The sequence below is a fragment of the Paenibacillus sp. FSL L8-0502 genome, from assembly GCF_038593055.1.
Classification (GTDB): Bacteria; Bacillota; Bacilli; order Paenibacillales; family Paenibacillaceae; genus Paenibacillus; species Paenibacillus polymyxa_D.
Map to the genome: position 1 here is coordinate 1,260,760 of NZ_CP151958.1, position 21,600 is coordinate 1,282,359.

At 43.7% G+C, this 21,600-nt stretch carries 18 protein-coding genes and 3 pseudogenes; 12 read left to right on the forward strand and 9 right to left on the reverse strand.

Going from position 1 to position 21,600, the window contains the following annotated elements; all coding sequences use genetic code 11:
- Positions 1-16: 16 nt before the first annotated feature.
- Positions 17-1,906: a sensor histidine kinase gene (locus NSQ57_RS05625; RefSeq protein ID WP_029516117.1), complete on the forward strand. Its 1,890-nt coding sequence runs from the start codon at positions 17-19 to the stop codon at positions 1,904-1,906.
- Between the two features lie 99 nt (positions 1,907-2,005).
- Here NSQ57_RS05625 and NSQ57_RS05630 read toward each other — a convergent pair whose 3' ends face one another.
- From NSQ57_RS05630 to NSQ57_RS05645, 4 genes and pseudogenes are all read right to left on the reverse strand, one after another.
- Positions 2,006-2,242 carry an NHLP leader peptide family RiPP precursor gene (locus NSQ57_RS05630; protein WP_013309068.1) on the reverse strand — a complete coding sequence of 79 codons (237 nt, stop codon included), beginning with the start codon at positions 2,240-2,242 and terminating at the stop codon, positions 2,006-2,008.
- 75 nt (positions 2,243-2,317) lie between these two features.
- Positions 2,318-3,253 carry a hypothetical protein gene (locus tag NSQ57_RS05635; protein WP_342426118.1) on the reverse strand — a complete coding sequence of 312 codons (936 nt, stop codon included), beginning with the start codon at positions 3,251-3,253 and terminating at the stop codon, positions 2,318-2,320.
- A 177-nt stretch (positions 3,254-3,430) separates the two neighbouring features.
- Positions 3,431-4,504 carry a polysaccharide deacetylase family protein gene (locus NSQ57_RS05640; RefSeq protein WP_029516119.1) on the reverse strand — a complete coding sequence of 358 codons (1,074 nt, stop codon included), beginning with the start codon at positions 4,502-4,504 and terminating at the stop codon, positions 3,431-3,433.
- Between the two features lie 82 nt (positions 4,505-4,586).
- Positions 4,587-4,829, reverse strand: a pseudogene (locus tag NSQ57_RS05645) (hypothetical protein); the annotation flags it as partial.
- A gap of 393 nt (positions 4,830-5,222) precedes the next feature.
- Here NSQ57_RS05645 and NSQ57_RS05650 point away from each other — a divergent pair.
- On the forward strand, positions 5,223-5,693 hold the full coding sequence (locus NSQ57_RS05650; RefSeq protein ID WP_029516120.1) for a hypothetical protein: 471 nt from the start codon (positions 5,223-5,225) through the stop codon (positions 5,691-5,693).
- A gap of 70 nt (positions 5,694-5,763) precedes the next feature.
- Here NSQ57_RS05650 and NSQ57_RS05655 read toward each other — a convergent pair whose 3' ends face one another.
- From NSQ57_RS05655 to NSQ57_RS05665, 3 genes are all read right to left on the reverse strand, one after another.
- Positions 5,764-6,258: a hypothetical protein gene (locus NSQ57_RS05655; protein WP_165144512.1), complete on the reverse strand. Its 495-nt coding sequence runs from the start codon at positions 6,256-6,258 to the stop codon at positions 5,764-5,766.
- A 92-nt stretch (positions 6,259-6,350) separates the two neighbouring features.
- Positions 6,351-6,857: a DJ-1/PfpI family protein gene (locus NSQ57_RS05660; protein WP_209950033.1), complete on the reverse strand. Its 507-nt coding sequence runs from the start codon at positions 6,855-6,857 to the stop codon at positions 6,351-6,353.
- A 170-nt stretch (positions 6,858-7,027) separates the two neighbouring features.
- A complete protein-coding gene (locus tag NSQ57_RS05665; RefSeq protein WP_342425755.1) occupies positions 7,028-7,495 on the reverse strand; it encodes an AbrB/MazE/SpoVT family DNA-binding domain-containing protein in 468 nt (155 codons plus the stop codon).
- Between the two features lie 186 nt (positions 7,496-7,681).
- Between NSQ57_RS05665 and NSQ57_RS05670 the strand changes: the two genes are divergently transcribed.
- Together NSQ57_RS05670 and NSQ57_RS05675 are read left to right on the forward strand one after the other, a co-directional pair.
- A complete protein-coding gene (locus tag NSQ57_RS05670; protein ID WP_342425756.1) occupies positions 7,682-9,079 on the forward strand; it encodes a helix-turn-helix transcriptional regulator in 1,398 nt (465 codons plus the stop codon).
- Positions 9,080-9,305: 226 nt separating this feature from the next.
- Positions 9,306-9,488: pseudogene (locus tag NSQ57_RS05675) on the forward strand (aspartyl-phosphate phosphatase Spo0E family protein); the annotation flags it as partial.
- Between the two features lie 267 nt (positions 9,489-9,755).
- Here the strand turns inward: NSQ57_RS05675 and NSQ57_RS05680 are convergent.
- Entirely contained in the window at positions 9,756-10,982 is a 1,227-nt protein-coding gene (locus NSQ57_RS05680; protein WP_342425757.1) for an acyltransferase, read from the reverse strand.
- A gap of 217 nt (positions 10,983-11,199) precedes the next feature.
- Between NSQ57_RS05680 and NSQ57_RS05685 the strand changes: the two genes are divergently transcribed.
- From NSQ57_RS05685 to hcp, 4 genes are all read left to right on the forward strand, one after another.
- Positions 11,200-12,207 carry a substrate-binding domain-containing protein gene (locus NSQ57_RS05685; protein WP_165144527.1) on the forward strand — a complete coding sequence of 336 codons (1,008 nt, stop codon included), beginning with the start codon at positions 11,200-11,202 and terminating at the stop codon, positions 12,205-12,207.
- A gap of 34 nt (positions 12,208-12,241) precedes the next feature.
- Positions 12,242-14,242 (forward strand): sensor histidine kinase, encoded by a 2,001-nt coding sequence (locus NSQ57_RS05690; RefSeq protein WP_342425758.1) that lies wholly within the window; start codon positions 12,242-12,244, stop codon positions 14,240-14,242.
- Positions 14,193-15,494 carry a response regulator gene (locus tag NSQ57_RS05695; protein ID WP_342425759.1) on the forward strand — a complete coding sequence of 434 codons (1,302 nt, stop codon included), beginning with the start codon at positions 14,193-14,195 and terminating at the stop codon, positions 15,492-15,494. Before NSQ57_RS05690 ends, NSQ57_RS05695 begins: the two co-directional genes overlap by 50 nt.
- Before the next feature lie 145 nt (positions 15,495-15,639).
- The gene (gene hcp / locus NSQ57_RS05700) at positions 15,640-16,932 is read left to right on the forward strand and encodes a hydroxylamine reductase (protein WP_028543172.1); all 1,293 of its coding nucleotides are present in this window, start codon (positions 15,640-15,642) and stop codon (positions 16,930-16,932) included.
- A gap of 41 nt (positions 16,933-16,973) precedes the next feature.
- Here hcp and NSQ57_RS05705 read toward each other — a convergent pair whose 3' ends face one another.
- Complete coding sequence (locus tag NSQ57_RS05705; RefSeq protein WP_029516129.1) at positions 16,974-17,321, reverse strand: helix-turn-helix transcriptional regulator; 348 nt, start codon at positions 17,319-17,321, stop codon at positions 16,974-16,976.
- A gap of 353 nt (positions 17,322-17,674) precedes the next feature.
- On the opposite strand from NSQ57_RS05705, the gene NSQ57_RS05710 reads away from it, so the two are divergent.
- From NSQ57_RS05710 to NSQ57_RS05725, 4 genes and pseudogenes are all read left to right on the forward strand, one after another.
- Positions 17,675-18,214: a hypothetical protein gene (locus tag NSQ57_RS05710; RefSeq protein WP_340954555.1), complete on the forward strand. Its 540-nt coding sequence runs from the start codon at positions 17,675-17,677 to the stop codon at positions 18,212-18,214.
- 76 nt (positions 18,215-18,290) lie between these two features.
- Positions 18,291-18,482, forward strand: a pseudogene (locus tag NSQ57_RS05715) (nucleoside triphosphate pyrophosphohydrolase); the annotation flags it as partial.
- Between the two features lie 406 nt (positions 18,483-18,888).
- Positions 18,889-20,433: a TIGR02677 family protein gene (locus tag NSQ57_RS05720; protein WP_342425760.1), complete on the forward strand. Its 1,545-nt coding sequence runs from the start codon at positions 18,889-18,891 to the stop codon at positions 20,431-20,433.
- A complete protein-coding gene (locus tag NSQ57_RS05725; protein WP_342425761.1) occupies positions 20,405-21,598 on the forward strand; it encodes a TIGR02678 family protein in 1,194 nt (397 codons plus the stop codon). The genes NSQ57_RS05720 and NSQ57_RS05725 overlap by 29 nt, the downstream gene beginning before the upstream one ends.
- Positions 21,599-21,600 lie beyond the last annotated feature (2 nt).

The following is a 21,600-nucleotide window of genomic DNA, read 5'->3' on the forward strand; positions in this document are numbered from 1 at the left end:
CTTTGAGGTGCTTAATATGAGGCATGTGCCCAAAGCTGTCGCCGCCCTGCTAGCGGTCATTGTGATGCTGTTGTCGCTGGGTCACTCCGCCTATGCGGCCAAAATGACCCCGGAAGGGGATTATAAAATACCCTCCTGGGATATGAGATGGGGAGAGGTAGACGAGGATGGCTCTTTAGATGAGGTAAAGAATCCCAGCAAGATCTGGATGCATATTGAAGATGATACACAACTGCTTAGGCAGCCCGGCAATATAGGCTCCGCCTGGATTCGTATTAAGTTACCTTCGCTAAATGATGAAACGCCAGCGATCCTTTTTGAAAATATTTATGGCAGGCATATTACGCTGTATAAGGATGGGACCAATTTTTACGAATCCTACCGTGGGTACAATTATGAGAATAATCGTATTCTGATTCCGCTGAAGCCGGAAGACAGCGGTAAAACATTATACATATGGACGGAAAGCAGTAAGAAAAGACTGGGCATCATCGGTAATGTGATGACCGGTGATTATCGTGATTTGTTGGGGACCTTGGTCAGAATGGATGTTTTAGATATTGTACTGGGCAGTACGTTTATCTTTATCGCCCTGGTGCTGCTGATCTGCTCGTTTTTTCTGTTCCGTCCGAGTATGGCCATGTGGCTGTCTCTAAGTGCGATTGTATTGTCTATTGGTCTGATGATCGTAACGTATTCACCATTCTTGTATACATTCTATCGCGGCTATGGCAAGCTGTACTTACAACTTTTTGATGTGGCACTATTTATTCTGCTGCCCTCATTAGCCTTCTTTTTTGAGCAAAACATCAATTCGATTATACTGATTCGCAAATTCAGAAAGTTGTTAACCGCCTACTCTTTGTTCTGCTTTACCATGATGATTGTGAATTTAGGAGCACAGGAGCGGTTGAACAACATATATTATTTTTTTAGTGTAGTCATTCTGGGTATATTACTCGTCGCCTTAATGATACTGCTGGTATTTGCTTCGGTTCGCATGGCACTTAAGGGTGATCACGAAGCGATCATCTTATCGACAGGCTTTGCATTTTTTGCAGTCATCTCTATCGGGGAACTGAGCTGGTTTTTCATTCTGGACGGACACTACAATATGTTTTTGTGGAAATGGGGCGTGTTCGGTTTTGTACTGGCGTTGATCGCGATTTTGGGCAGAAGACTGGCAGAAAAGCACAAGCAGGTGGTTCGGTATTCCAGAGAACTGGAAATGTTCAATAATGAGCTTCAACGTTCGGAGAAAATGGAGATTATTAGCGATCTGGCTGCATCTGTAGCTCATGAGGTACGTAATCCCCTTCAAGTTACACGTGGATTTCTTCAGTTGATGAGCAAGCAGGAGGATGGTAAGAACAAAGACTATCTACATATCGCTCTGGAGGAGCTGGATCGAGCTTCCGCGATTATTACTGATTTTCTGACCTTTGCCAAGCCAGAATTTGACCAAACCAAAACGTTGACCATATTGGACGAATTCAAGCATATTGAAGGAATCATCAGTCCAATGGCTAATTTGCAAGGTGGAAAAATTTCGCTGGATATTCCCCAGGAAATCAAAGTACGCGGGAATTCCTCCAAGTTCAAGCAGGCGTTCATCAATATCATCAAAAACAGTATTGAAGCGCTGCGAGACCAGGGGCTTATTCATATATGGGCTTATGTGGATAACGGAGAAGCTGTCATTCATATTCGGGATAATGGTGAAGGGATGGATGCTCAGACTTTATCCAGACTAGGTGAGCCTTATTTTTCGAATAAGACAAAAGGCACGGGTTTAGGAATGATGGTGACTTTTCGGATTATTGAAACGATGAATGGAAAAATAACTTTTACAAGTGCAAAAGGGGTGGGAACAGAAGCGACCATCCGCTTCCCCGTAGCCGGATAATATCCGGCTTTTTTGCGTTCGGAGAAAACGGAGGGAAGCTTGCTGAGCCCACCCCTATGAGGTTAAGGAATCTAGATTAAATAAGCATTAACAATCATTCTACCACATTGAGCGAGGTTTCTGGGATGCAGCGAGCACGCCGGAGGGGTCTGGAGGAATTACCAGAAAAAACTGATCAGGCGTTTCTTCTAATGTTTTGATTTGGATATGATCGGGGATCACGACTCCTAACACATCACGAATTGCAGATTTGGGATCAGTCATCAGTTTCTCTCTGAAACTGGCATCCTCCCAAGCTTTTTGAATGACTTGTGTTTGAAGAACTTCAGTAGCCATCAAAAATCACCCTCTCATTCAATTGGTTATATTTACCTAGTCAGTATACCACGAAGGGCTCAGAAAAATCTAGCATTATTTCATATTTTTGGAGAGCCAGTAGTCAAGTCCGCCTCTTCTCAAATGCGAGCGTCCGCCTTCAATTTCTGCCGCCACTTCGCCCAGCTCAGCTGCGATAGAATGTGCAAAGCTATGTAGGCCGTGGATAGAAGGCTCCAGGGTCTCTAACTGTTGGACTGCTTGATCGGCAATGTTCACATAGCTGGCAAGCGCACCGCGTACATAAATCGCTTCCTGAATCTGTTTGGGTCCCAATCCTTCACAGTAAGCCGTCTTTTGCTCGGCACTGATATGGGACAAAAGACAGTTATAGCTATGTTCGACCAAATCTTCTGACCAATCCGCCCAATCATCCGACATTTGAAGCACGAGTAGTACCAAGTCCGTCATATTTGTAATGTTTTGAATCAGATCAGCACGGCCTGCGAGCAGCAAAGCACCCGTTCCGGCCATTTTTAATGGACTTGCTTTCAGCGCGACCTTATTTTTTTCTCCTTGAAAATAGTCCTCTGTTCCTTCGGATATCACACTAACGGCCCATTCATCAACATACGTTCGGGCATATGACCAAAAAGGAGAGGTTGCCGGAAAAAGGTCCCGATATACGCTTAGACACTCGGTATAGAATAGTTGACTTAAAGCGAGTTGCGTTTTACGGTTGTCTGCTGCTGTGTCCATCACATCGTCTTGAATTAAATAGTGAGCCATGACGAACACGTTGCCAAGTGACAGCCTGCGGCATGTTTCGGGGGGCAGTCCTGTGAGTTCTTGCAGCCAAAATGGAAGCAAATAGCATATGTAATTACGCGTGCTGTCTTCCCGCAACGGATTAAAACGCGCCAGATAGTCCAAACCCTCTTGCTGAAAGGGAGCTGGAAACGTGGACGTCCGTTCCTCCGCTTGACGAAATACTTTTTCCAATTCGTCTTTGTATGCAAAATACCATTCCATCGCCATCACCTGCATCTCTTATGAATATTTTTATAGCGACTTCTAGTTGTTACCCGCCATTATACAACAGATTGCAATTTTCAAGATTTTGTTATTTTTACATTGAGAATGTTGTAAAAAGGATATCGACAAAAATCCCGGTTGGGAAGATCCCGCCGGGATTTTGTTTTTTTTAAATTAGATGATCTCTAAATAGTCAATATAAGCATCCCATGTCCCATTATCGGCTGTTACAACAAGCTCAATCTCTTGATTTCCGGTTCCATGGCTGACATTGTTTAAAGTATAGACCGCAGGACTGTTCCCGCCGTAGTAGAAGGTACCCTTCGTTTGTCCACCAATTTTCAAGTCAACTTTGGCCATGTTGGAATTATTTGAAGCACCACGGAGTGAAAAACTATGGGTGCCGCTGGTAAAATTCTGTGTGAATTTCACTGAATCATTGTTGGAGTATAAAGCCACTCCGTTGAACGGCGAGCTGATATTTGAAGTATACTGACCGCCTTTGGTCATATTCTCTGCCTCCACTTTTGTGCCTTTGTTTGGCGGCGTTTCGCCGTTTCCGCCATCAGGCGCTACCGCCCGGCCATTGCTTGGTGAGATCATACCAGAGCAAAGGTTACGATTTTTGAGGTTCTGTGCAATTTGTGGAATAGCTTGGAGTGTAGTCTGGTACTGATCATGCATCAGGATCACATCGCCGTTTTTAAGTTTGCCCGCAGCAGCTACGATCTGTGCGGTGGAGGCGCCGTTCCAGTCTTGGGAGTCAACGTTCCACAATACTTCGGTAAGACCGTTTTGGGTCTCAATGGATTTGAGGGTTGCGTTGGTCTCGCCATACGGAGGACGGAACAACTTTGGTGCCGTGCCAGTAATGGACTGTATCGTTTGCTGCGTGCGTGTAATTTCCGATGACATCTGCGATGTGCTCAGTTGTGTCATATGCGGATGTGACCATGAATGATTACCGATCCACATGCCTGCTGCTTGCTGGTCACGTACAAGCGAAGGATTATTCTGCGCGTTTTGTCCAAGATTAAAGAGCGTCGCGCGTAAACCGTTTTGCTTCAGAGCACTAAGCAGCGCTTTGGTGTTAGAGGGATTGGGACCATCGTCGAAGGTTAACGCTACATAACCGCTCGAGCAATCAGCCGCAAGCGCCTGGTTGCTCGAGATCACCAGCGAGCCTGTGAATAAAGACAAGGTGATTGACATAATCGCCGTCCATTTTCCTGCTTTAGCTATAAACATGGGTCTACCTCCTAGCTATTTTAATATAGTATGGATGTTCCGATACTCCGAACCGATTCAACTCTTTACTAGATTTGAAATTTTAGTCGATCTCCAAATAGTTAATATAAGCATCCCATGTCCCGTCATCGGCTGTTACAACGAGCTCGATCTCTTGGTTTCTGGTGCCATTATTGCCGCCAATCGTAATTGTATTACTAGTTACATTGGCACTCCGACTGTTTTGGTATCCCTCTACAGTAAGTAAATATTCATACATCTTGTCCATGTCTTCCCACTTTTTGAAGTGCTCGCTGACCGATATGGTTTTGCTCGTGCGTTTGGATGTCCATAAAAATAACCTTATTTTTTTGTTTCATTGGACTTTCCTCCTGTAGCCTCACTATGATGCAGTGCATTCTGTAGTAGCTTAATGCAACATGTCTTTCCAAAAATAAAAATGTAAACGTTTACAATTTTATTTTATCATATTTTCCTTAATATATAACTTGGAAAATTTCAAGTTATATTGTAGAAAGTATAGTTATTCATTCTTGCTCACTCTACAGGATAGGGTTCCCAAGGAGCGCGTGTAGATCGAAGGTTGGGTGTAATTGTGATAGCAATGTTCATAATTTCTTTTTTCCCGTCTTATGGTTACTTAACAGGCGAAAATATGAATAAAAATAGCGGGAAAAGAAAATATTATTTTAAAAAGGATGAAAGAAGGGTCTGCAACATGAAAAAACAATGGAAACTGACCGCTGCTATCCTGTATGGAGGAGTGATGATGTATGGCACTGCGGGTGCAGCTGGAGCTTCCGGGACGGAACCGGGTAATTCGTTGCAAGCAATCACCTCCAACGCCTCTATCCAAGGGGCAGCCCGCCAATGGAATGCTGAACCACAGGACGAACACGGGCATGTTCACAGACATAGGCACGGCAAAAGGCCTGGCGGCTTGAATCACCATCTCAACGAGAAAGTAGCCAAGCTGCTGGGCATCACTCCTGTCCAGTTAGAGAAAGAGCTGGGACAAGGGAAGTCGTTGGCCGAGGTTGCTAAAAGCAAAGGCATCCAAGAAGATCAGCTTATTGATAAGTTGAAGAATGAAATGACCGTGGACTTGAAACGGCTTGTGAACCGTAAAGGCCCGATTACATTCGATCGTAAGTCCGGCGCTTCGAATGAAGCTCAATTGAAGCGTTAGCCGGGGATACCGTGGTATATCTGCTCTTGAATAAGTCGAGGAGTAAAAAAAGGATGGGGGAAACCCATCCTTAAATTTCTACTTCCTTATCTTGTGCTATGTCATATTTAGTTACTTTACTGGTGTGTTTATCTACATAATAGAATCCATAAGTTGCAATGTGATCAGGGAAATCTTCGTAAACTCTTATACAATATTTAGTTCCTTCCAAACCTTCAACCATTAAGTTTAAATTATATTTAACAGCATCCTTTTTTATTTTATCAGAAAGAATATGGAGTGCTTGATTTTCTGTAATCATCTTTTGCTGTTTACCTAAATACAGTTTATTATCAATGAGGCTGATTTGTCTGCTTTCTGCAATCCCAATATCTTTAACAGAGATATACGTGTTTCCGTTGTAAATCAAGCCATCGGCAGTGTTCTTTTTTGTCCCCTCTAAAAATACATCAAACTTTTTCACAACAGCATTTACGCTTGTTCCAGATGCAGCCATTGCGGTTGCACCAGTAATCATCATACCAATGGTTAAGCCCACTAATAGCCCCTTTAATTTGTCATTCATTTTAATTACCCCTCTTATGTATGCTAATTCCCTCACTATAGTATCCTAAATATCACCATATATAAAGTGATTGTTGTGGGAGAGCAGAAGAGTCAATTATCTTTAAAGAGCTTAAAAAAATCAATGGTTTCTTTTAAATCTTCATCATCAGTATAAATGTTCATCACCTTGCCTATTTCAATTGCAAAGTCCACATACTGATTTGGTTTAGCCGTAATGATATTCTTGTGTATCTCCAGACCCGTTGGATGATTCACAGGATTTTTATAGGAGACACCTGCTATCTCCAGTAGTTCAGTGGCAGAACAAATGGTCGCTATCACTTTATGATCATTATTCAATGTATTAATTAGAGCTAGAAGCTGCTTGTTCGTCTTTAATGGGGTGTTATCTCCACCAGGTATAATTAGGAGTTGAATATCCTCAGCAGACACTTCATCAAGGGCTACCGAAGGCGTAACTTTAAAATCCTCATAGGAAATTACAGGGTCTTTGGTTACCCCAATCGTAACAATGTCCCCTTTGGTTTTCATAAAATAGGTTGCTAGCATAATCTCAAAACTCACATAACCATCATAAATTAGAACGTGTGATTTCATTTATACACCTACTTCAACATTAGTTTTTAGCTTTGAGTCAATATACCACTTTGATAGGTTTAATTCCATAATTTACAGCAAATATAGGCTTAGAAGTTTAAATAACCAGTCGCACGAAATCAACCAGCGACTGGTTATTTAGCTTTGCTAGAATATGAGTTGAGCGATACCTATAATAGCTTTTTAAGCTGGGAAATACGGCCTTGGGATACGCCGAGCCGTTCAGCATATTCGCCTTGCTTGGCGTTTGGATGCTCGCGCATGAGTCTTCTTAGCTTCTCAACCAAATATTGTGAAGACAACCGATGTACACTTTTTTCTTTGCACGCAGGTTCCTTAATAACAGGAACAGGCATTTGACTCACACCTATGTTTCCCTTCAGATCGTTTATGCATTTTTTACATAAAAATGAACCCCTGAAATAGCTTAAATCCTGAACCGAATAGCATAAATGACAGCAGACTCCTATATACTTTCGCATGCTCAATAATCCTGTTTCAACATCCAAATAAAATTCTAAAGATTCACCAGCTTGAATCCCCATAGAGGTTCGCATCTCCTTAGGAATAACAATCCGGCCTAACGTATCCAAGGGACGTGTCATACCTGTATTTTTCAAGTGATCTTCTCCTTCCATTGTCCAACATCCAATGATCTCCTAAAAAAAATATAAAAATCAATAAAGTAAAAGCATTTATGTTTGTTCCAAAAGATGGTATTATCGTGAAAGAAAATCAATAATTATACCATTAGTTTCCAAACTACATTGTTTATTGAAATTGAAATTGAAATTCTATGAAAATGCTGAAAGGGTGGTTTGTCCATGGAAATCACACCTACGATACAGGCAGAAATTCAAACCTATCTGAAACGAAAAGGCTTAACGATGACCAAGTTTGGTCATACGATTGATTTGAATGTAGGTACAGTTAGTAGCATTGTGACTGGTAACCGATCTATTTCTGTTCATCAACTGGATAGTATTACTGCGGGAATGAATTTACCACCGGATTATTTTTACGAACGTTATATTGAAGAATCCATTGAAGAATATCCGCTAAACTGGAAAAAAATAAGCCCTTTTCTGTACCGATGCATTGAACTAGGACGACTCGACTGCTTGCAGCGAGTTGTAATTATGTTATTGGATAATCCTAATTATCCGCCATCGCTCTTTGAAGTTGCCGAAAATGTATACAAAGACGGTTACAACGAAGCAGCGGCATACCTTTACAAAAAGGTGGCTGAAAGTGAGAAGCAGCAGCATTCAGAGCGATTGGCGGTCTGCCAGTATCGTTTGTTCCAAATCAATATTGGACAAGATAGAGCTGTAAATCTTCAAGCTGCCATTGAATTTGCTCCTTTTGTGGATCGTTTAGACGAGATAGAGCAATTAGATGCATTAAAAGATTTGGCGAACGTGTACAGATCATTAAGTATGTGGGACAAGGTGTATGAATTTGCCCATCAGATGGGTCAATTAGGACAGATCCAATATAATTTGGTTCATAACTCCAAGCGTAAAGGAACAGAGCCGCGAAAAAGGCTAAGCAGGCCGCTGTTTGTATACATAGTTTACGCCGAGTTGCTGTGTGCTAATGCTTGTGATGCAAAAGGCGATCATGAACAGGCATTAGAACATATTCGAGGTTATGCCGATCTAAGTTGGGTGAAGGAACAAGATTCCGAGTCTCTCTATTGGAAGAAGCAGTATCTGCAATGGGCGAAAATTAATACGTACGTCAATAGACTTATGTCCGGGGACATCAGTGTTCTGCCGGATTACGTAGAACATATGGCTGCCGAAAAAGAGATTTTTTCCGAATTAATAAACGTCATTGAAGTGGCTAATCGGTACAATGTAGATGTAGACCATATCCTTAAGCGTTTTGAATCCCAAATTGCAGCGTATCAGGAGCCGTTATCTTCTGACATGTATACACAACAAGTTTTACCTGAAGAATACGTGCGATTTTGGTACAAGATGGCTAAGTACAGCCTAAATAAAGGCAGATATCCATATGGTTTCAATTGTTTAATAAACGCTTTTGAAAAAGCTGTTACAATTAACCACGTACTACTTATTGCCAATTGTTTTGGACTATTTTCTCATTTCAAAACACATGCGGCTCCTGAAACACATGCTCAGTTCCAATCTATTTATGAGGAGGTGTGGGAGAGAAATGATCAAAAGGATGGCTTTCTGCTTGACGGTAACTAGCTTTTTACTGGTATTCACAGTACCAGCCCAGGCTGGAAATCTAAGCCATGACACAATCCAAACACAAGGACACGTTGGTGGATCTTGACCAAGCACTAATTTATTACCCTGGACCAGCTTATTGCTGGTCTTTTTTTGTATTATTTTGTAATTTTTTGATTCAAAAAAGGTTCTTAAGTAGTTGGACATCCCTCCTTAAAATAAGATTCAATAGGAGGTATGCAGGATGAACAGGGATAAAACGGAAACGTTAATTCAACAAATGGAACACGCCAGACAACACTTGCATGATCTTTACGCAGAGTATGGCTTCGGACATGCTTGTGTACTTGAACAGTCTATGCTTTTGGATGAACTGATTAATCAGTACAACCGTATGTATCAGACCAGAAAGCAGCCTCACCATGTTTTGGATCAGATCATTAACAACGACGATGTTATGTTCAGTCCATCCTCCCCTTTCTCTTTATGCAAAACTGTGACTTCTCCCACGTAATGTTTATTATTATTCTATATAATGACTTATTTTAAAATAAAATACATATTCATGTCATAAAATGTTAATCACTTTTTTGGGGGCAGCATACTAAGGCAACAAAAAAGCAGAGCTCCATAAGAGAGCCCTGCCAAAGTCCATTGGATTTATAACCCCATGCTGAAACACAGACGCACAAGTTTAGCCAAGCTCCTGCGTGCTTTTGGAAGCGCGCTTAGAGGAAAGGAACTGGAAACGAAACGAATGCCAGTTCAACCGCTGTCTGCCTTTGGAGCCAACAATCCAGTTGCCGCCGGGCAGATGGGCAAAGAGCCAGCTGATGCCCAGAGAAATACTTGCCACGACGACAAACGTAATGAGCGTAGCTGTAAAATGATGATCACCCAGTGCAAGCGGGCGGGTGTAGTAGGATATGAAGGACAGCACGAGCGCATGGGCCAGATATCCTCCGAAGGAATAGCGTCCGATCCAGTTCAGCATACGGCGAAACGGCTCGGATCGCGTATCTTTTTGCAAATGAAGCAGCAGTCCATACAACAAAAGCAACTGCGAGACAATCAGCACGAAGGTGCTTGGTTTCAAATAAGTAGAAATATTGAGATTGATCGTATCACCCGACTGGATCAGCATTGTGTGACCCATAAGCATGAATAGACCAATAAAGACAAATACATTCCACGGTAACGTCTGTTGGGCCAATCCCCGCCAGGTGTCCGTCATATAGGCGCACACTGCGCCCAGCATAAAATAGAAAAAATACATAACAAAGTTATAAGTGCGGTAATCTAACAGAGTCTGCCAAAAGGACGGCAACCCAGTGCTCCATGCAGACATGTCATAGTAGGACCATTGTAACAACAAAGCGTAAGCCACAGCGGCAATCAGCATAACAGCCAAAACAAGCTGTTTGCGTCTTTTCGTGCTGTAACGGCGTAGAAACGCTTGAACCTGCCCGGCTGCTTTTGAAAATAAAGGAAACAAAATATAAAACTGAAAGATCATCACTACAAACCATAGATGATATCCGCTGACGGGGATGATCATTTCCTCGAACATACCTTTGTAAAAATAAATATTTCCCCACTGCGCCGTTGACCAGTTTTGAGTACATACCCAATAAATAACCGTCCAGCAGAGGAAAGGAACATAAATATCTCGAAACCGCCTGCCAATATAGCGAGGGTAGCCAATCGGTTTGTTACCATTATAAAAAAGCAGCGCCGCAGACAGGAAAACGAACGTCGGTGTGCCAAAACGTGTCAAATGATACAGCATCGCGAGCATCACAGAATCTGGCTGTTGGATGTCGCTGCGATAAATATATTCGCCAATGCAATGCTGAAGCACGACAGCGAGGTAGGCGAGGCCCCGTAGTTCTGTCCACTCCGCGATACGCGGCTTGCTCATCCATATCACTCCTTTTCCTCAAGATACGCACATGTTTTTCCTAGCGCAATTGTAGGTATTGTAACGTAGAAACATTAGTGCAGGATTAACGCCACCTGAAAGTAAGAAGAGTGAAGTAGTTCCAATTTAATATGATTGCGTTTACAATCTAAGTGAAACCAGAATAAATTAAAGTGAATTTATAACTTAAGGATACACACAGGAAGAGGGAGGAAGGATGAAAAAAACGCTGCTGGTATATATGCTGTTGATTGCGGCCTTTGCTCTCTATGTGTTCAGGTATGAACAAACTGGCCCGTTGAATGGTACTTGGGAAGATAAGGGGCTACGAGGCAGCATCGGAGAAACCTATATGATGATTACCTTCCAGTCTGGCTTGGAGTATTGGAAAAGCGGGCTCAAGGGTTTCGAGGATGCAGGAGATGCTTTGGGAGTGACTGTGGAGTATCGGGGAGCTACCCGTTATGATGCACAGGAGCAGACGACAGTTATTGAGCAGGCGATTGCTCGTAAGCCCGCAGGGATTGCCATATCAGCGATTGATCCTCACTCTCTGATTCCGGTAATTAATAAGGCGCTGGATGCGGGCATTCCTGTGGTACTGTTTGATGCCGAAGCGCCGGGGAGTCGGGCGTATTCTTTTTTGGGCACGGATAATTATAAGGCGGGCGTGACCGCTGCGGACAAAATGGCAGAGCTGTTGGGACGAGAAGGTCAAGTCGCTGTTTTGACGCTACCCGGTCAGCAAAATCATGAGGAACGCTTGCGTGGCTTTCGCGATACCATACAGCGGCAGTATCCTGCCATGAAGGTGGTGGAAGTAGCGGATGGCCGCGCAGACGCGATGGTCTCCCGGGATGAGTCGCAAAGGCTGATGAAAGCTTATCCGAAACTGGCGGGCATTTTTGTGACCGAAGCAACGGGAGGAACAGGTGTAGGTGAAGCGGTACTGAGTCAAAAAAACAGCCACCCGCTGAAAATCATTTCTTTTGATACGAATAAAGCGACATTGGATATGATTCGTGGTGGCACAATCTCGGCAACAATTGCCCAGGGAACATGGAATATGGGCTATTGGTCGCTTCAATATCTGTTCCATCTGCATCATCATTTGACGACTCCTGCGCCTTCTTCCACCGGAGACAACACTCCGCTGCCCGTGCGGGTAGACACTGGAATCTCTGTTGTCACCCAGGCGAATGTAGATGATTATTATGCGAAATAAATTTTGGAAGCGTATCCAGCTAGGAGTGCACCACATGATGCCGCGGTTACGCTTGCGCAATATGCCCTTACGCTATCAACTCATGCTGTTGTTCCTGTTGTTTGGCATTGTACCTTCGCTGGGATTAGGTCTGCTGGTCAATTGGACGGTGGAACGGATTATTGAGCGGCAGGTGGAAGACCATACGATGCAGTTGATTGGCAAGGTAAATGAAGCACTGGACACCAAAATGGAAAATTTGCAGAACATGACGTATCTGATTGCTTTTAACCCCGATATCGGGGAGTTCTGGAAAGGGGAGACGCTGGCTGACGGCCACGCGGGTCATGCGAGTGTAATAACACCGGAAAACCAGGGGGAGCAGACTCAGAACTCGGCGCAAAATCAGGCTCTCAGCTCCAAGCAGGCATTAAGTTCTGTACAGGAGCAGGATACGCTGTATAAAATGAAGCAATTTTTGCAGGGCTATACTACGTTATATCCTGAAATTGCAGCGATTCTGATCGTGAACGAAAAAGGCGACTATATCAGCAACGAAATGTATGCTCGAAGCACGCGTAGCCTGACGGAAGAAGATTGGTACCAACAGGCGGCGCAGCATGCAGGCATATTCACTGTGCTAGGACAGCCGAGCCACCGTAATGTGACCACTCATGTCCGGTACAAGGACAGTGAAATTGTCTCCGTCGTTCGTTCGGTTACGGATTCGGAAACCGGACGCGTGCTAGGCGCGATAATGATTGACCTCAAGCTACGGGCTGTGTCGCAGGCCGCCAGAGATGTAACCTTGGGCAAAAGTGGCTATTTAATGGTGACAGATGCTGAGGGACGCAGCGTGTACAGGCCGGATATGCCTTTGATTGAGCGCATTCCACCGCAATGGTTCGGGGCAGGTGACAGCGGGATGTTTACCCGTGAAGCTGGGGGCAGAGAATTGCTGTTCATGTTCAGGGCTTCCGAATTCACGGGCTGGAGAACAGTAGGGGTATTCCCGGCACGCGAATCTACACTGGAAGTGCGGCAAATTCAGTTCTATGTCGTCTGTTTTGTTTTCATTGTATGTCTATTTGGCTTAACGGCATCCTTGCGATTGTCGAGTTCCATTGCGCAGCCAATTTTCCGGCTGATGTCCTATATGCGGACGGCAGAGACAGGGGATCTTACAGTTCGCCAATGGAGTGACCGTGGGGATGAAGTCGGAATGCTGGGGCGGAGCTTTAACCGGATGCTGGAGCAAATTCGCCGTCTCATGTCACTTAGCGAACTGAGAGAACGGCAAAAACGGGATGCCGAGCTGCGCAGCCTTCAGGAGCATATTAAGCCCCATTTTCTATACAATACGCTAGATACGATTCATTGGATGGCCCGAAGAAATGGTGCGGACGACGTGTCCGACATGGTGGGGGCGCTATCGAGATTGTTCCGTCTCGGGCTGAGCAAGGGAGATGACTTTATTCCGCTGCGCTCCGAGATTGAGCATATATCTAGCTATATGCAAATCCAGCAAACCCGCTATCGTGACCGACTTCGCTGGGAATTGAATGTACCCGACGAGCTAAAGGATCTGTTCGTGTTGAAGTTAATGCTTCAGCCTGTAGTGGAAAATGCGATTTATCACGGCATCAAGGCCAGACGTGGCCCAGGCACGATTTGGATAGAAGCTAAAGCTGAGGGCGACAAGCTGCTGCTGACGGTACGTGACGATGGCGCAGGGATGACGGCGGACCGTCTGCGTGAACTGCGTGAATGGCTGGAAATACCCCTGGAGGCGATGGAAGGAAAGCAGCAGCAAAAGGGAGTTAGTACCCATGGCAGAAGCTATGGCATGCTGAATGTACAAGCGCGTATCCGGCTGTCTTTTGGTGAGGAATATGGAATTGTACTGGAGAGCACAGAAGGGACAGGTACCTGCGTTACGATCACTCATCCGTTGCTGCTGGATATGGCACAACTGAAGAAGCCTTATGAAAAAGGAGAGGGTCAGGATGACGAAATCAAAGGCCACAGACAACTCGACAACGGCGAGTCTGATTGACCAGGCCATAACAGAAGTGACCATAGGCACAGCAAAACGTTACCAAGTATTGATCGCAGATGATGAGCCGATCATCCGAGAGGGGATACGGGATTGCATAGACTGGGCGGCTTTGGCTATGGAAGTTGCAGCAGAGGCGGAGGACGGAGAAGAAGCGCTGGAACTAGTGGGTCAGCTTAGTATCGACATCGTGCTGGTCGATATGAATATGCCGTTCATGGACGGGATTGAACTGATTCGGCGGCTGCGGGAAGAGCGTCCGGAATGCCGTTGTCTGATCATTTCCGGGCATGATGAATTTGCTTATGCGCAGGAGGCTGTCCGACTTGGCGTGGAGGATTATATTTTAAAGCCGGTAGATGCGGATCAGCTTCATGCTGCGTTGTTGCGGCTTCGTCAGCGAATGGACGAAGAGCACAAACGAGCCGCCTATGTAGAACAAGCCGCCGGACAGATTGAACGGAATATTCCGCTGCTGCGCCAGCGGTTTTGCCTGGAATGGCTGGAAGGGCAACACACGGGAAAAGACGTCATGGAGCAATTGGCGTTTTTACGGCTTCCATCGCGGCCGCCTGCTCAGATCGGTGTCGTACGGTGGCCTGCGGCAGAGGCCCGGCAGACGATTATGCGCGAGAATGACCGCCAGTTGTTTCTTTTTGCCTCTGAAAATATTATTGGCGAACTGCTGGAGGACCTGCCACATGTGTTGTTCCGCGATGCGAACGGGCTGATCGGCATATGCCTGTGGCAGGAGGCACCCGAGACGATTGGCGCTTCCATAGAGCAGGCGATTGGACGCTACCTGAATATAGCGGTTCATACGCATGTGGAATCCAACGCGGGTGGGCTGGAAGGCGCAATGGATGCGTACCGGATGTGTCGGGATCGGGTGTATGGCGAATCGCAGCTGTCTCCCATCGTACGCCGTGCTCGGCAGCTTATTCAGGAAGGCTACGCCGATCGGGAGTTGACGCTGGAAGCCCTTGCCTCGCGGCTACAGGTATCCGCCGTATATCTCAGCCGTGTGCTCAAAAAGGAGCTCAACGACAGTTTCGTGACCCTCGTCACGCGTGCCCGTATCCGTAAAGCAGTGCAGCTACTGGATTCCACGACGTTGTCTATCTATGATATAGCAGAACGTACGGGTTACGACAGTCAGCACTATTTTAGCACCGCTTTTAAAAAGACCATGGGTGTGTCCCCTGTGCAGTACCGTAAAGGCGGGGGAATTCAGGAAAATTCGCTGGAGTAGGAATGATTGGCATGTGGAATTGTCCTACACTGTTCTATGATGATAAATGCTAAAAAAATGTGTGTGTAATCACACCTACGCATTCAGGGGTTTGTTACGCTGGGGATAACGAACAAATATCTATAAATATTTGGAGGAAAACGATATGTTTTGTTATCAGTGTGAACAGACGCCGAGTGGCGGGTGTAAAGTAGTTGGGGTGTGCGGGAAAGATGAGACGATAGCGAGCTTGCAGGATACGATGATTTTTGCATTAAAAGGGATTGCTGCCTATGCGACACATGCTCGCCAGTTGGGCTATACCGATCCTGAGGTAGATCGCATCACGCATGAAGCGTTATATATGACCTTAACCAATTCTAACTTTAATGTACAAGAGCATTTGGAAATGGCGATGAAGGTCGGAAATGCGGCTGTACGGATCATGGATGTGCTGGATCGTGCGCATACGGATCGTTTTGGCATTCCGCAGCCGATTACGGTCAGCCAGAATAAAATCGAAGGCCAATGTATCGTCGTGACCGGACATAATCTGTATGCGCTGGAGGAATTGCTGCGGCAGACAGAGGGTAAGGGCATTAATATCTATACCCACTCGGAAATGCTGCCTGCTCACGGTTACCCGGCATTGAAGAAATATGCACATCTCAAAGGGAATATCGGTAAAGCCTGGTACGATCAGCGTAGACTGTTCGAAGAGTTTCCGGGCGCAATTCTGGCTACGACGAACTGTGTTATGCCGATCAAAGGCACGTATGCAGACCGCTTCTTCTCTTATGAAGTAGCCGGGCTGGAGGGAGTAGCCAAGATCATGGACGACGATTTCTCTCCATTGATCGAGCGTGCGTTAGCCCTGCCAGCCGCAGATGTAGATTCAGAGCAGGTGCTTACAACGGGATATCATCATGAGACAGTTATCGGGCTGGCTCCTGAGATTATTCAGGCCGTTAAAGACGGACATATCCGCCGTTTCTTCGTCATCGCAGGCTGCGACGCACCAGGCAAAGGCGGCAACTATTATCGCGAGCTGGCTACATCCTTGCCGAACGATACGGTCATTCTGACCACATCTTGTGGTAAATTCCGCTTCAATGACGTGGATTATGGCACCGTTGGAGATACCGGCATTCCGCGTTATATTGATTTGGGGCAATGCAACAATTCGGGTTCTACTGTGAAAATTGCTCTGGCATTGGCGGATGCATTCGGCTGTACGGTGAACGAGCTGCCTGTCAGCATTGTTCTGTCCTGGTTTGAGCAAAAAGCGGTTGCCATTCTGTTGGGCTTGTTCAGTCTTGGGATCCAGGATATTCGCATTGGGCCGAAGCCGCCTGAGTTCATTTCTTCTGGTGTACTGGATGTGCTGGTGGAGATGTTTGGCTTGAAGCTAATTACGACCGCAGAGGAAGATATGAAAGCGATGTTGGCATTGTCGTAAGAGATTGGTGGGGAACTGCAAAGTGCAGTTCCTTTTTTGTTTCATCGTTCATCGATTCTTATAAAGATGTCCGTAAGAATCTTTAATGCCAGTTCAGTATCTTTGGATTCACGAGTTCTAAGGAGAGTTAAAATGGTTTTTATACTTGAATGTTCTTCGGTAAGCTCATCATTGTCCTTCACATATGTAAGCAACTGATAGACGCCCACGTTCAATGCCTTCGCTATTTTCTCCAGATTTTTCAAAGATATATTTCTCTCCGCTCGCTCAATAAATCCAATATAACTCGAATTGAATCCTGCTTTTTCGGCTAAAGCTTCTTGGGAAAGCCCTTTAGACTTTCGAATATCTCGAATACGTGTACCGACTAATTCCAAAAGTTCTGACATGAATACACCTCTCTATAGTAAGGGTTCTACAAAATCGATTTCAATCGCTCCAAAGTGCAATATATAGACGAACTAGATCATCACGACCTATATATTATTATTGGAAGTCGCTTGTTGGATTTTGCAAAATCCTCTAGTTAGAAGTGTAGAGAAAGAGTTACATCTAATTAATAAGTGTTAGTAAGTAAATTGAATTAAAAACTACTATATAGTAATATTTATTAGGAAGCTTGTCCGGTAGCTAGAAAATTATACATCTTGATGGTTACATATTTGTGCTACGTTGCTCACATTTGTTTCAGGATTTTGCAAAACCCTTATTTATGAAATTTTAATTCAGGAGTTGATTCCCCATGAAACATTACTCCTTAAGTCCCCAACTACATAATGATTCTGATTTCAAATTGCCTAAGTACAGCGACACCTACATATTCAATTGCATGATGGATTTTCAAAAGCTTGCCGAATACCAGATCAAGCTTGCACAGATGATGCGCGACCATAATCAGTTTCAAAACTGTCTCATTCTTTGTGATCGAGCAATGTTTTCTATGGCTAAGGCCATGTATGTTCATCGAAACCAAATCATTCCATCGTACATTCGATCCATGACTGACCTATTCCCTTTAATTCACACAGATGCTGAGCCCAATTTAGATATGGTGCTGTTTATCGGTACGGTACATTATCTGGTTTCGGGAGAGGATGAAGCATCCGAGGAGACGATGAGACAGGAGGAAGTAGACAAGTTGCTTTATAAAACGGACTCTATTCTAGAGTCTCTGTCACAGCGGATCGTAGCTGATCCGTCTAAGCGGTATCCATCGATTTATAAAGAAAGTCCGTTCAATGAATCGGTAGATCTTTTATCAATAATACCCGGTTCTTTCTGAGCTAATGATATAATGACGAAAAGGAAGATGTTGGATGATGGCTAACACCTCCACATCAGAAAGGGTGTTATTTCATATGCCTACATACAACAAACTGGTGCGGGATCGGATTCCGCACCTCATTATGTCTCAGGGCAAGGAATGTCGGACACGCATTTTGGACCCAGAGGAATATAAGCAGGAGCTGCGAGCGAAGCTTTGTGAAGAAGCCGAGGAATATTTTGAAGCGAATAAAGATCAGGATGCGCTGGAAGAGCTGGCAGAAGTAAAGCCGTTTATTACATACTTCGACATGTAGTAACGAAATTCTTACCATAGTTTTCTAATATTAAGTTCAACTTATATAGTGGCTTATCGATTACCATTCCTCAATAAATGCTCCGAAATTCATTTTTTTCCGGCGTGATATATTCATCTACTTCAACCTCCAGCCGAAATTTTGTATATTCGCTTTCCGCTTCCCGTTTTGTCCGGAAATGAATGTTGTATTTTTATTAGCATCTTTGCCGGCGTTAACTGGCAAGACCATGAATTATCACCGCATTTTAAATATTTTTCATTTAGAATCCGACCACGATGTTATATATTTATAATATCGGTATTTCCAAATATTAAGAAACGGGACTACGTTTATCAAATTATGTAAAACAGGACTTCGAAAAGGAGTGTTTCGTTTGGATTTGTCATTGACGCGTGTAATAAAAGAAGCAAGTTATTTGTCAACACAAAAAACGCACCGATATCGTCCAATATTAAGATACATGTATGAGCAACATCGTATATTTAATAATGAAGTTTTACCAATAGAAATTTTCACGCATCTTAAACAATTTCCGAAATTTGGGGATTATACACTCGAAGAGCAAGATGCTGATTTATCGGTCTTAGTTGAAAACAATAACTTAGTGTTGAACCAAGATAATACAGATGCTGTTACATTGGAAGAACTTATTAGGAATCGAAAAACATATTCACTAACGGAATATACGATTGAATTTGAAAAAATGCTTATTTTTATGGAGAAAAAACTTCATCGTATACGTGGTGGTTCTTTGGATAAAAAACTCACTGAGCACCTATATAATGCGCTTGTAAAATTAAACGGATTTTCCATGCAAACCGAGTTGGATTCGTCTTCGCTTGTTCAACTATATGAAGCGTGGGAGGAGCTGTTCGAACGTTTTACAAAGCTTGATAATGATGCTTCGGATTATTTGAATCATATCAGCGGTGATAAATTGGATAGCAAAATGGAAACCGATGCCTTCATCGTATTTAAAAATCAGTTCTGTTCTTATTTAACGGATTTCATGGTTGAACTTAACCGCAATTCGCCTGCGATAATTAATATTATTACACACATTTCGGAGAAGAAAATTCAGAACATCGTAATGCAACTCGTCCGTCATAAAAAAAAAATGCCGACCACTACGGTTGTGTCGGATAAAGAGTATTCCGATACCTTTTTTGATGTATGGACAGGTATCCGTAACTGGTTTTTGGCAAGTGATACTAAATCGAGCAAAGCGTTTCAACTTGAAGTTCGTACTCGGGATGCCATCAGTAAAATGTCTAAGCTTGCGCATTTTTATGCAGAGCGACAATTTGTGAAAAAAAGTCGAGTAACAGAATTTTTACGACTTGCAGACATGATACATGAGTCCGGCAACTTGGAAGAAGCCCATCAAGTTTTTTCTTACCTATTCGGATTCGAAGGTATCCAGCATTTCAAAGTCGCACGGAAACCGTCAGAAAAGAATGATGGTACGGTATGGGATTTTGACCCGGATGAGCTAGATGTGACGTATCGTATTCGACCACCATCCGAGAGAACCATAAAACAGAATTTGAAGGTATCGAAAGTGAGCCAGGAGGCACTCGAACAGCAACGGTTGCTCGCGGAGCGGCTGACATACGAAGAAACTGTATTAAAAGCGATCGTGGAGCAGCCTTGCTTAATCTTGAAGGATTTGGAAACGAGAGTTGAGCCGTTTGTTCGGAAGGCATTATTGGATTGGATAAGTGCGGCGCTGTTGAATCCAGTTGGCTACGGCATTTATGAGGGTACCACAGAACTGGGCGTGAAATTTAAACTTCATAAGGTTAGTAACGATATTATTGAATTGCATTGTTTAGATGGAATCCTCTTCTTGCCCGATTTCCAAATGACATTTACCGAGGTGAAAACGCGTGAAAAAGTTGTCTCAGGAGTCTCTTAATTGCATTCATCAACTACTCGATAATTTTTGGGTTGTGCGCAAGGAGAATCCAGAGCTTTTTTATGAAATTAAACAAAACGAAAGGTTTCTGCGAGATTACTTTAAGGACTACTTCCGTTTTAAGTTGGTAGTTGGGACAAATTTTGCAAAAGTTGAGAAGTTTCAAGTAACGCCTCAACCGTCAACAGGCATATCAGATTTCAAAGAGGTGAAAGATTACATCATTTTTTACTGTGTACTTGCGTTTTTGGATGGAAAGGCATCAAAGCAATTTACGCTGTCAGATGTTTGCCAAGCGGTCGTTTCGTACTACCCAAGAAGTTCCGAGAGATCGGTCAATGAAAACCCCCTACCATTAACATGGAAAGGTAACGAAGGCTATAGAAACCGACTATCACTTGTTCGTGTATTGAAAGAAGCTGTTCGACGGTGTCTGATAGAAGTGATTGATAAAAACATAGAAGACTTCCAAGACAGAGAAACGAATGATGCACTGCTGCGTTCAACCGGGCTTGTGAAATATTTTATGCGTAATATTGGTTTTAATATTGAAGGAGAATTGACGCTAAATGATATTATGTTGATTCAAGAAACTCAGGAACGGGAATTAGGTCTAGAAAGAAAGCATTTACTGTACCGAAAACTGTTTTTAGAGCCAGCCTTGTATCGGCATGAAGTATCGGCGTCAGATTTTGATTACTTAAGACAGTACAGTCGCCACTTAAATGAACATGCCGAAAAATACTACGATATGAATCTGGATGTCTACGGAAGCAGTGCTTTTTTAGTAAAAGAAAACGTAAGCACATTTCGTCGGTTCTTTCCAGCAAGTAATGCTGAATCGAACCTACTTGTTCAGTTTGCAACGTTGTTAAGACTTAAAATCATCGACGATGATGACAGTCTCGGTGAACAAAAAGATGGGACAGTCGTTTTAACAAATGTTGATTTGGATATTATGTGTCGACAGCTCATAGATGAGAATAGTCACGGATGGACGACGGGCCTAAAAAGTATGAGTATCACTGAAATTAAGAATACAGTTAAAAATATGCTATTTGAATGGAAATTAGTGGAGACAACGCAAGAAGGTGATTTAAAACTATATGATGTAATCGGAAGATTTTTTGAAAAACCTAAAGAAGAAAATAATAAAGGAGTATGATG

Bases quoted from the DNA above. Each gene is read 5' to 3' on its own strand.
- NSQ57_RS05625 (WP_029516117.1), top strand. From the start codon at position 17: ATGAGGCATGTGCCCAAAGCTGTCGCCGCCCTGCTAGCGGTCATTGTG.
- NSQ57_RS05630 (WP_013309068.1), bottom strand. From the start codon at position 2,242: ATGGCTACTGAAGTTCTTCAAACACAAGTCATTCAAAAAGCTTGGGAG.
- NSQ57_RS05635 (WP_342426118.1), bottom strand. From the start codon at position 3,253: ATGGAATGGTATTTTGCATACAAAGACGAATTGGAAAAAGTATTTCGT.
- NSQ57_RS05640 (WP_029516119.1), bottom strand. From the start codon at position 4,504: ATGTTTATAGCTAAAGCAGGAAAATGGACGGCGATTATGTCAATCACC.
- NSQ57_RS05650 (WP_029516120.1), top strand. From the start codon at position 5,223: ATGAAAAAACAATGGAAACTGACCGCTGCTATCCTGTATGGAGGAGTG.
- NSQ57_RS05655 (WP_165144512.1), bottom strand. From the start codon at position 6,258: ATGAATGACAAATTAAAGGGGCTATTAGTGGGCTTAACCATTGGTATG.
- NSQ57_RS05660 (WP_209950033.1), bottom strand. From the start codon at position 6,857: ATGAAATCACACGTTCTAATTTATGATGGTTATGTGAGTTTTGAGATT.
- NSQ57_RS05665 (WP_342425755.1), bottom strand. From the start codon at position 7,495: ATGGAAGGAGAAGATCACTTGAAAAATACAGGTATGACACGTCCCTTG.
- NSQ57_RS05670 (WP_342425756.1), top strand. From the start codon at position 7,682: ATGGAAATCACACCTACGATACAGGCAGAAATTCAAACCTATCTGAAA.
- NSQ57_RS05680 (WP_342425757.1), bottom strand. From the start codon at position 10,982: ATGAGCAAGCCGCGTATCGCGGAGTGGACAGAACTACGGGGCCTCGCC.
- NSQ57_RS05685 (WP_165144527.1), top strand. From the start codon at position 11,200: ATGAAAAAAACGCTGCTGGTATATATGCTGTTGATTGCGGCCTTTGCT.
- NSQ57_RS05690 (WP_342425758.1), top strand. From the start codon at position 12,242: ATGATGCCGCGGTTACGCTTGCGCAATATGCCCTTACGCTATCAACTC.
- NSQ57_RS05695 (WP_342425759.1), top strand. From the start codon at position 14,193: ATGACGAAATCAAAGGCCACAGACAACTCGACAACGGCGAGTCTGATT.
- hcp (WP_028543172.1), top strand. From the start codon at position 15,640: ATGTTTTGTTATCAGTGTGAACAGACGCCGAGTGGCGGGTGTAAAGTA.
- NSQ57_RS05705 (WP_029516129.1), bottom strand. From the start codon at position 17,321: ATGTCAGAACTTTTGGAATTAGTCGGTACACGTATTCGAGATATTCGA.
- NSQ57_RS05710 (WP_340954555.1), top strand. From the start codon at position 17,675: ATGAAACATTACTCCTTAAGTCCCCAACTACATAATGATTCTGATTTC.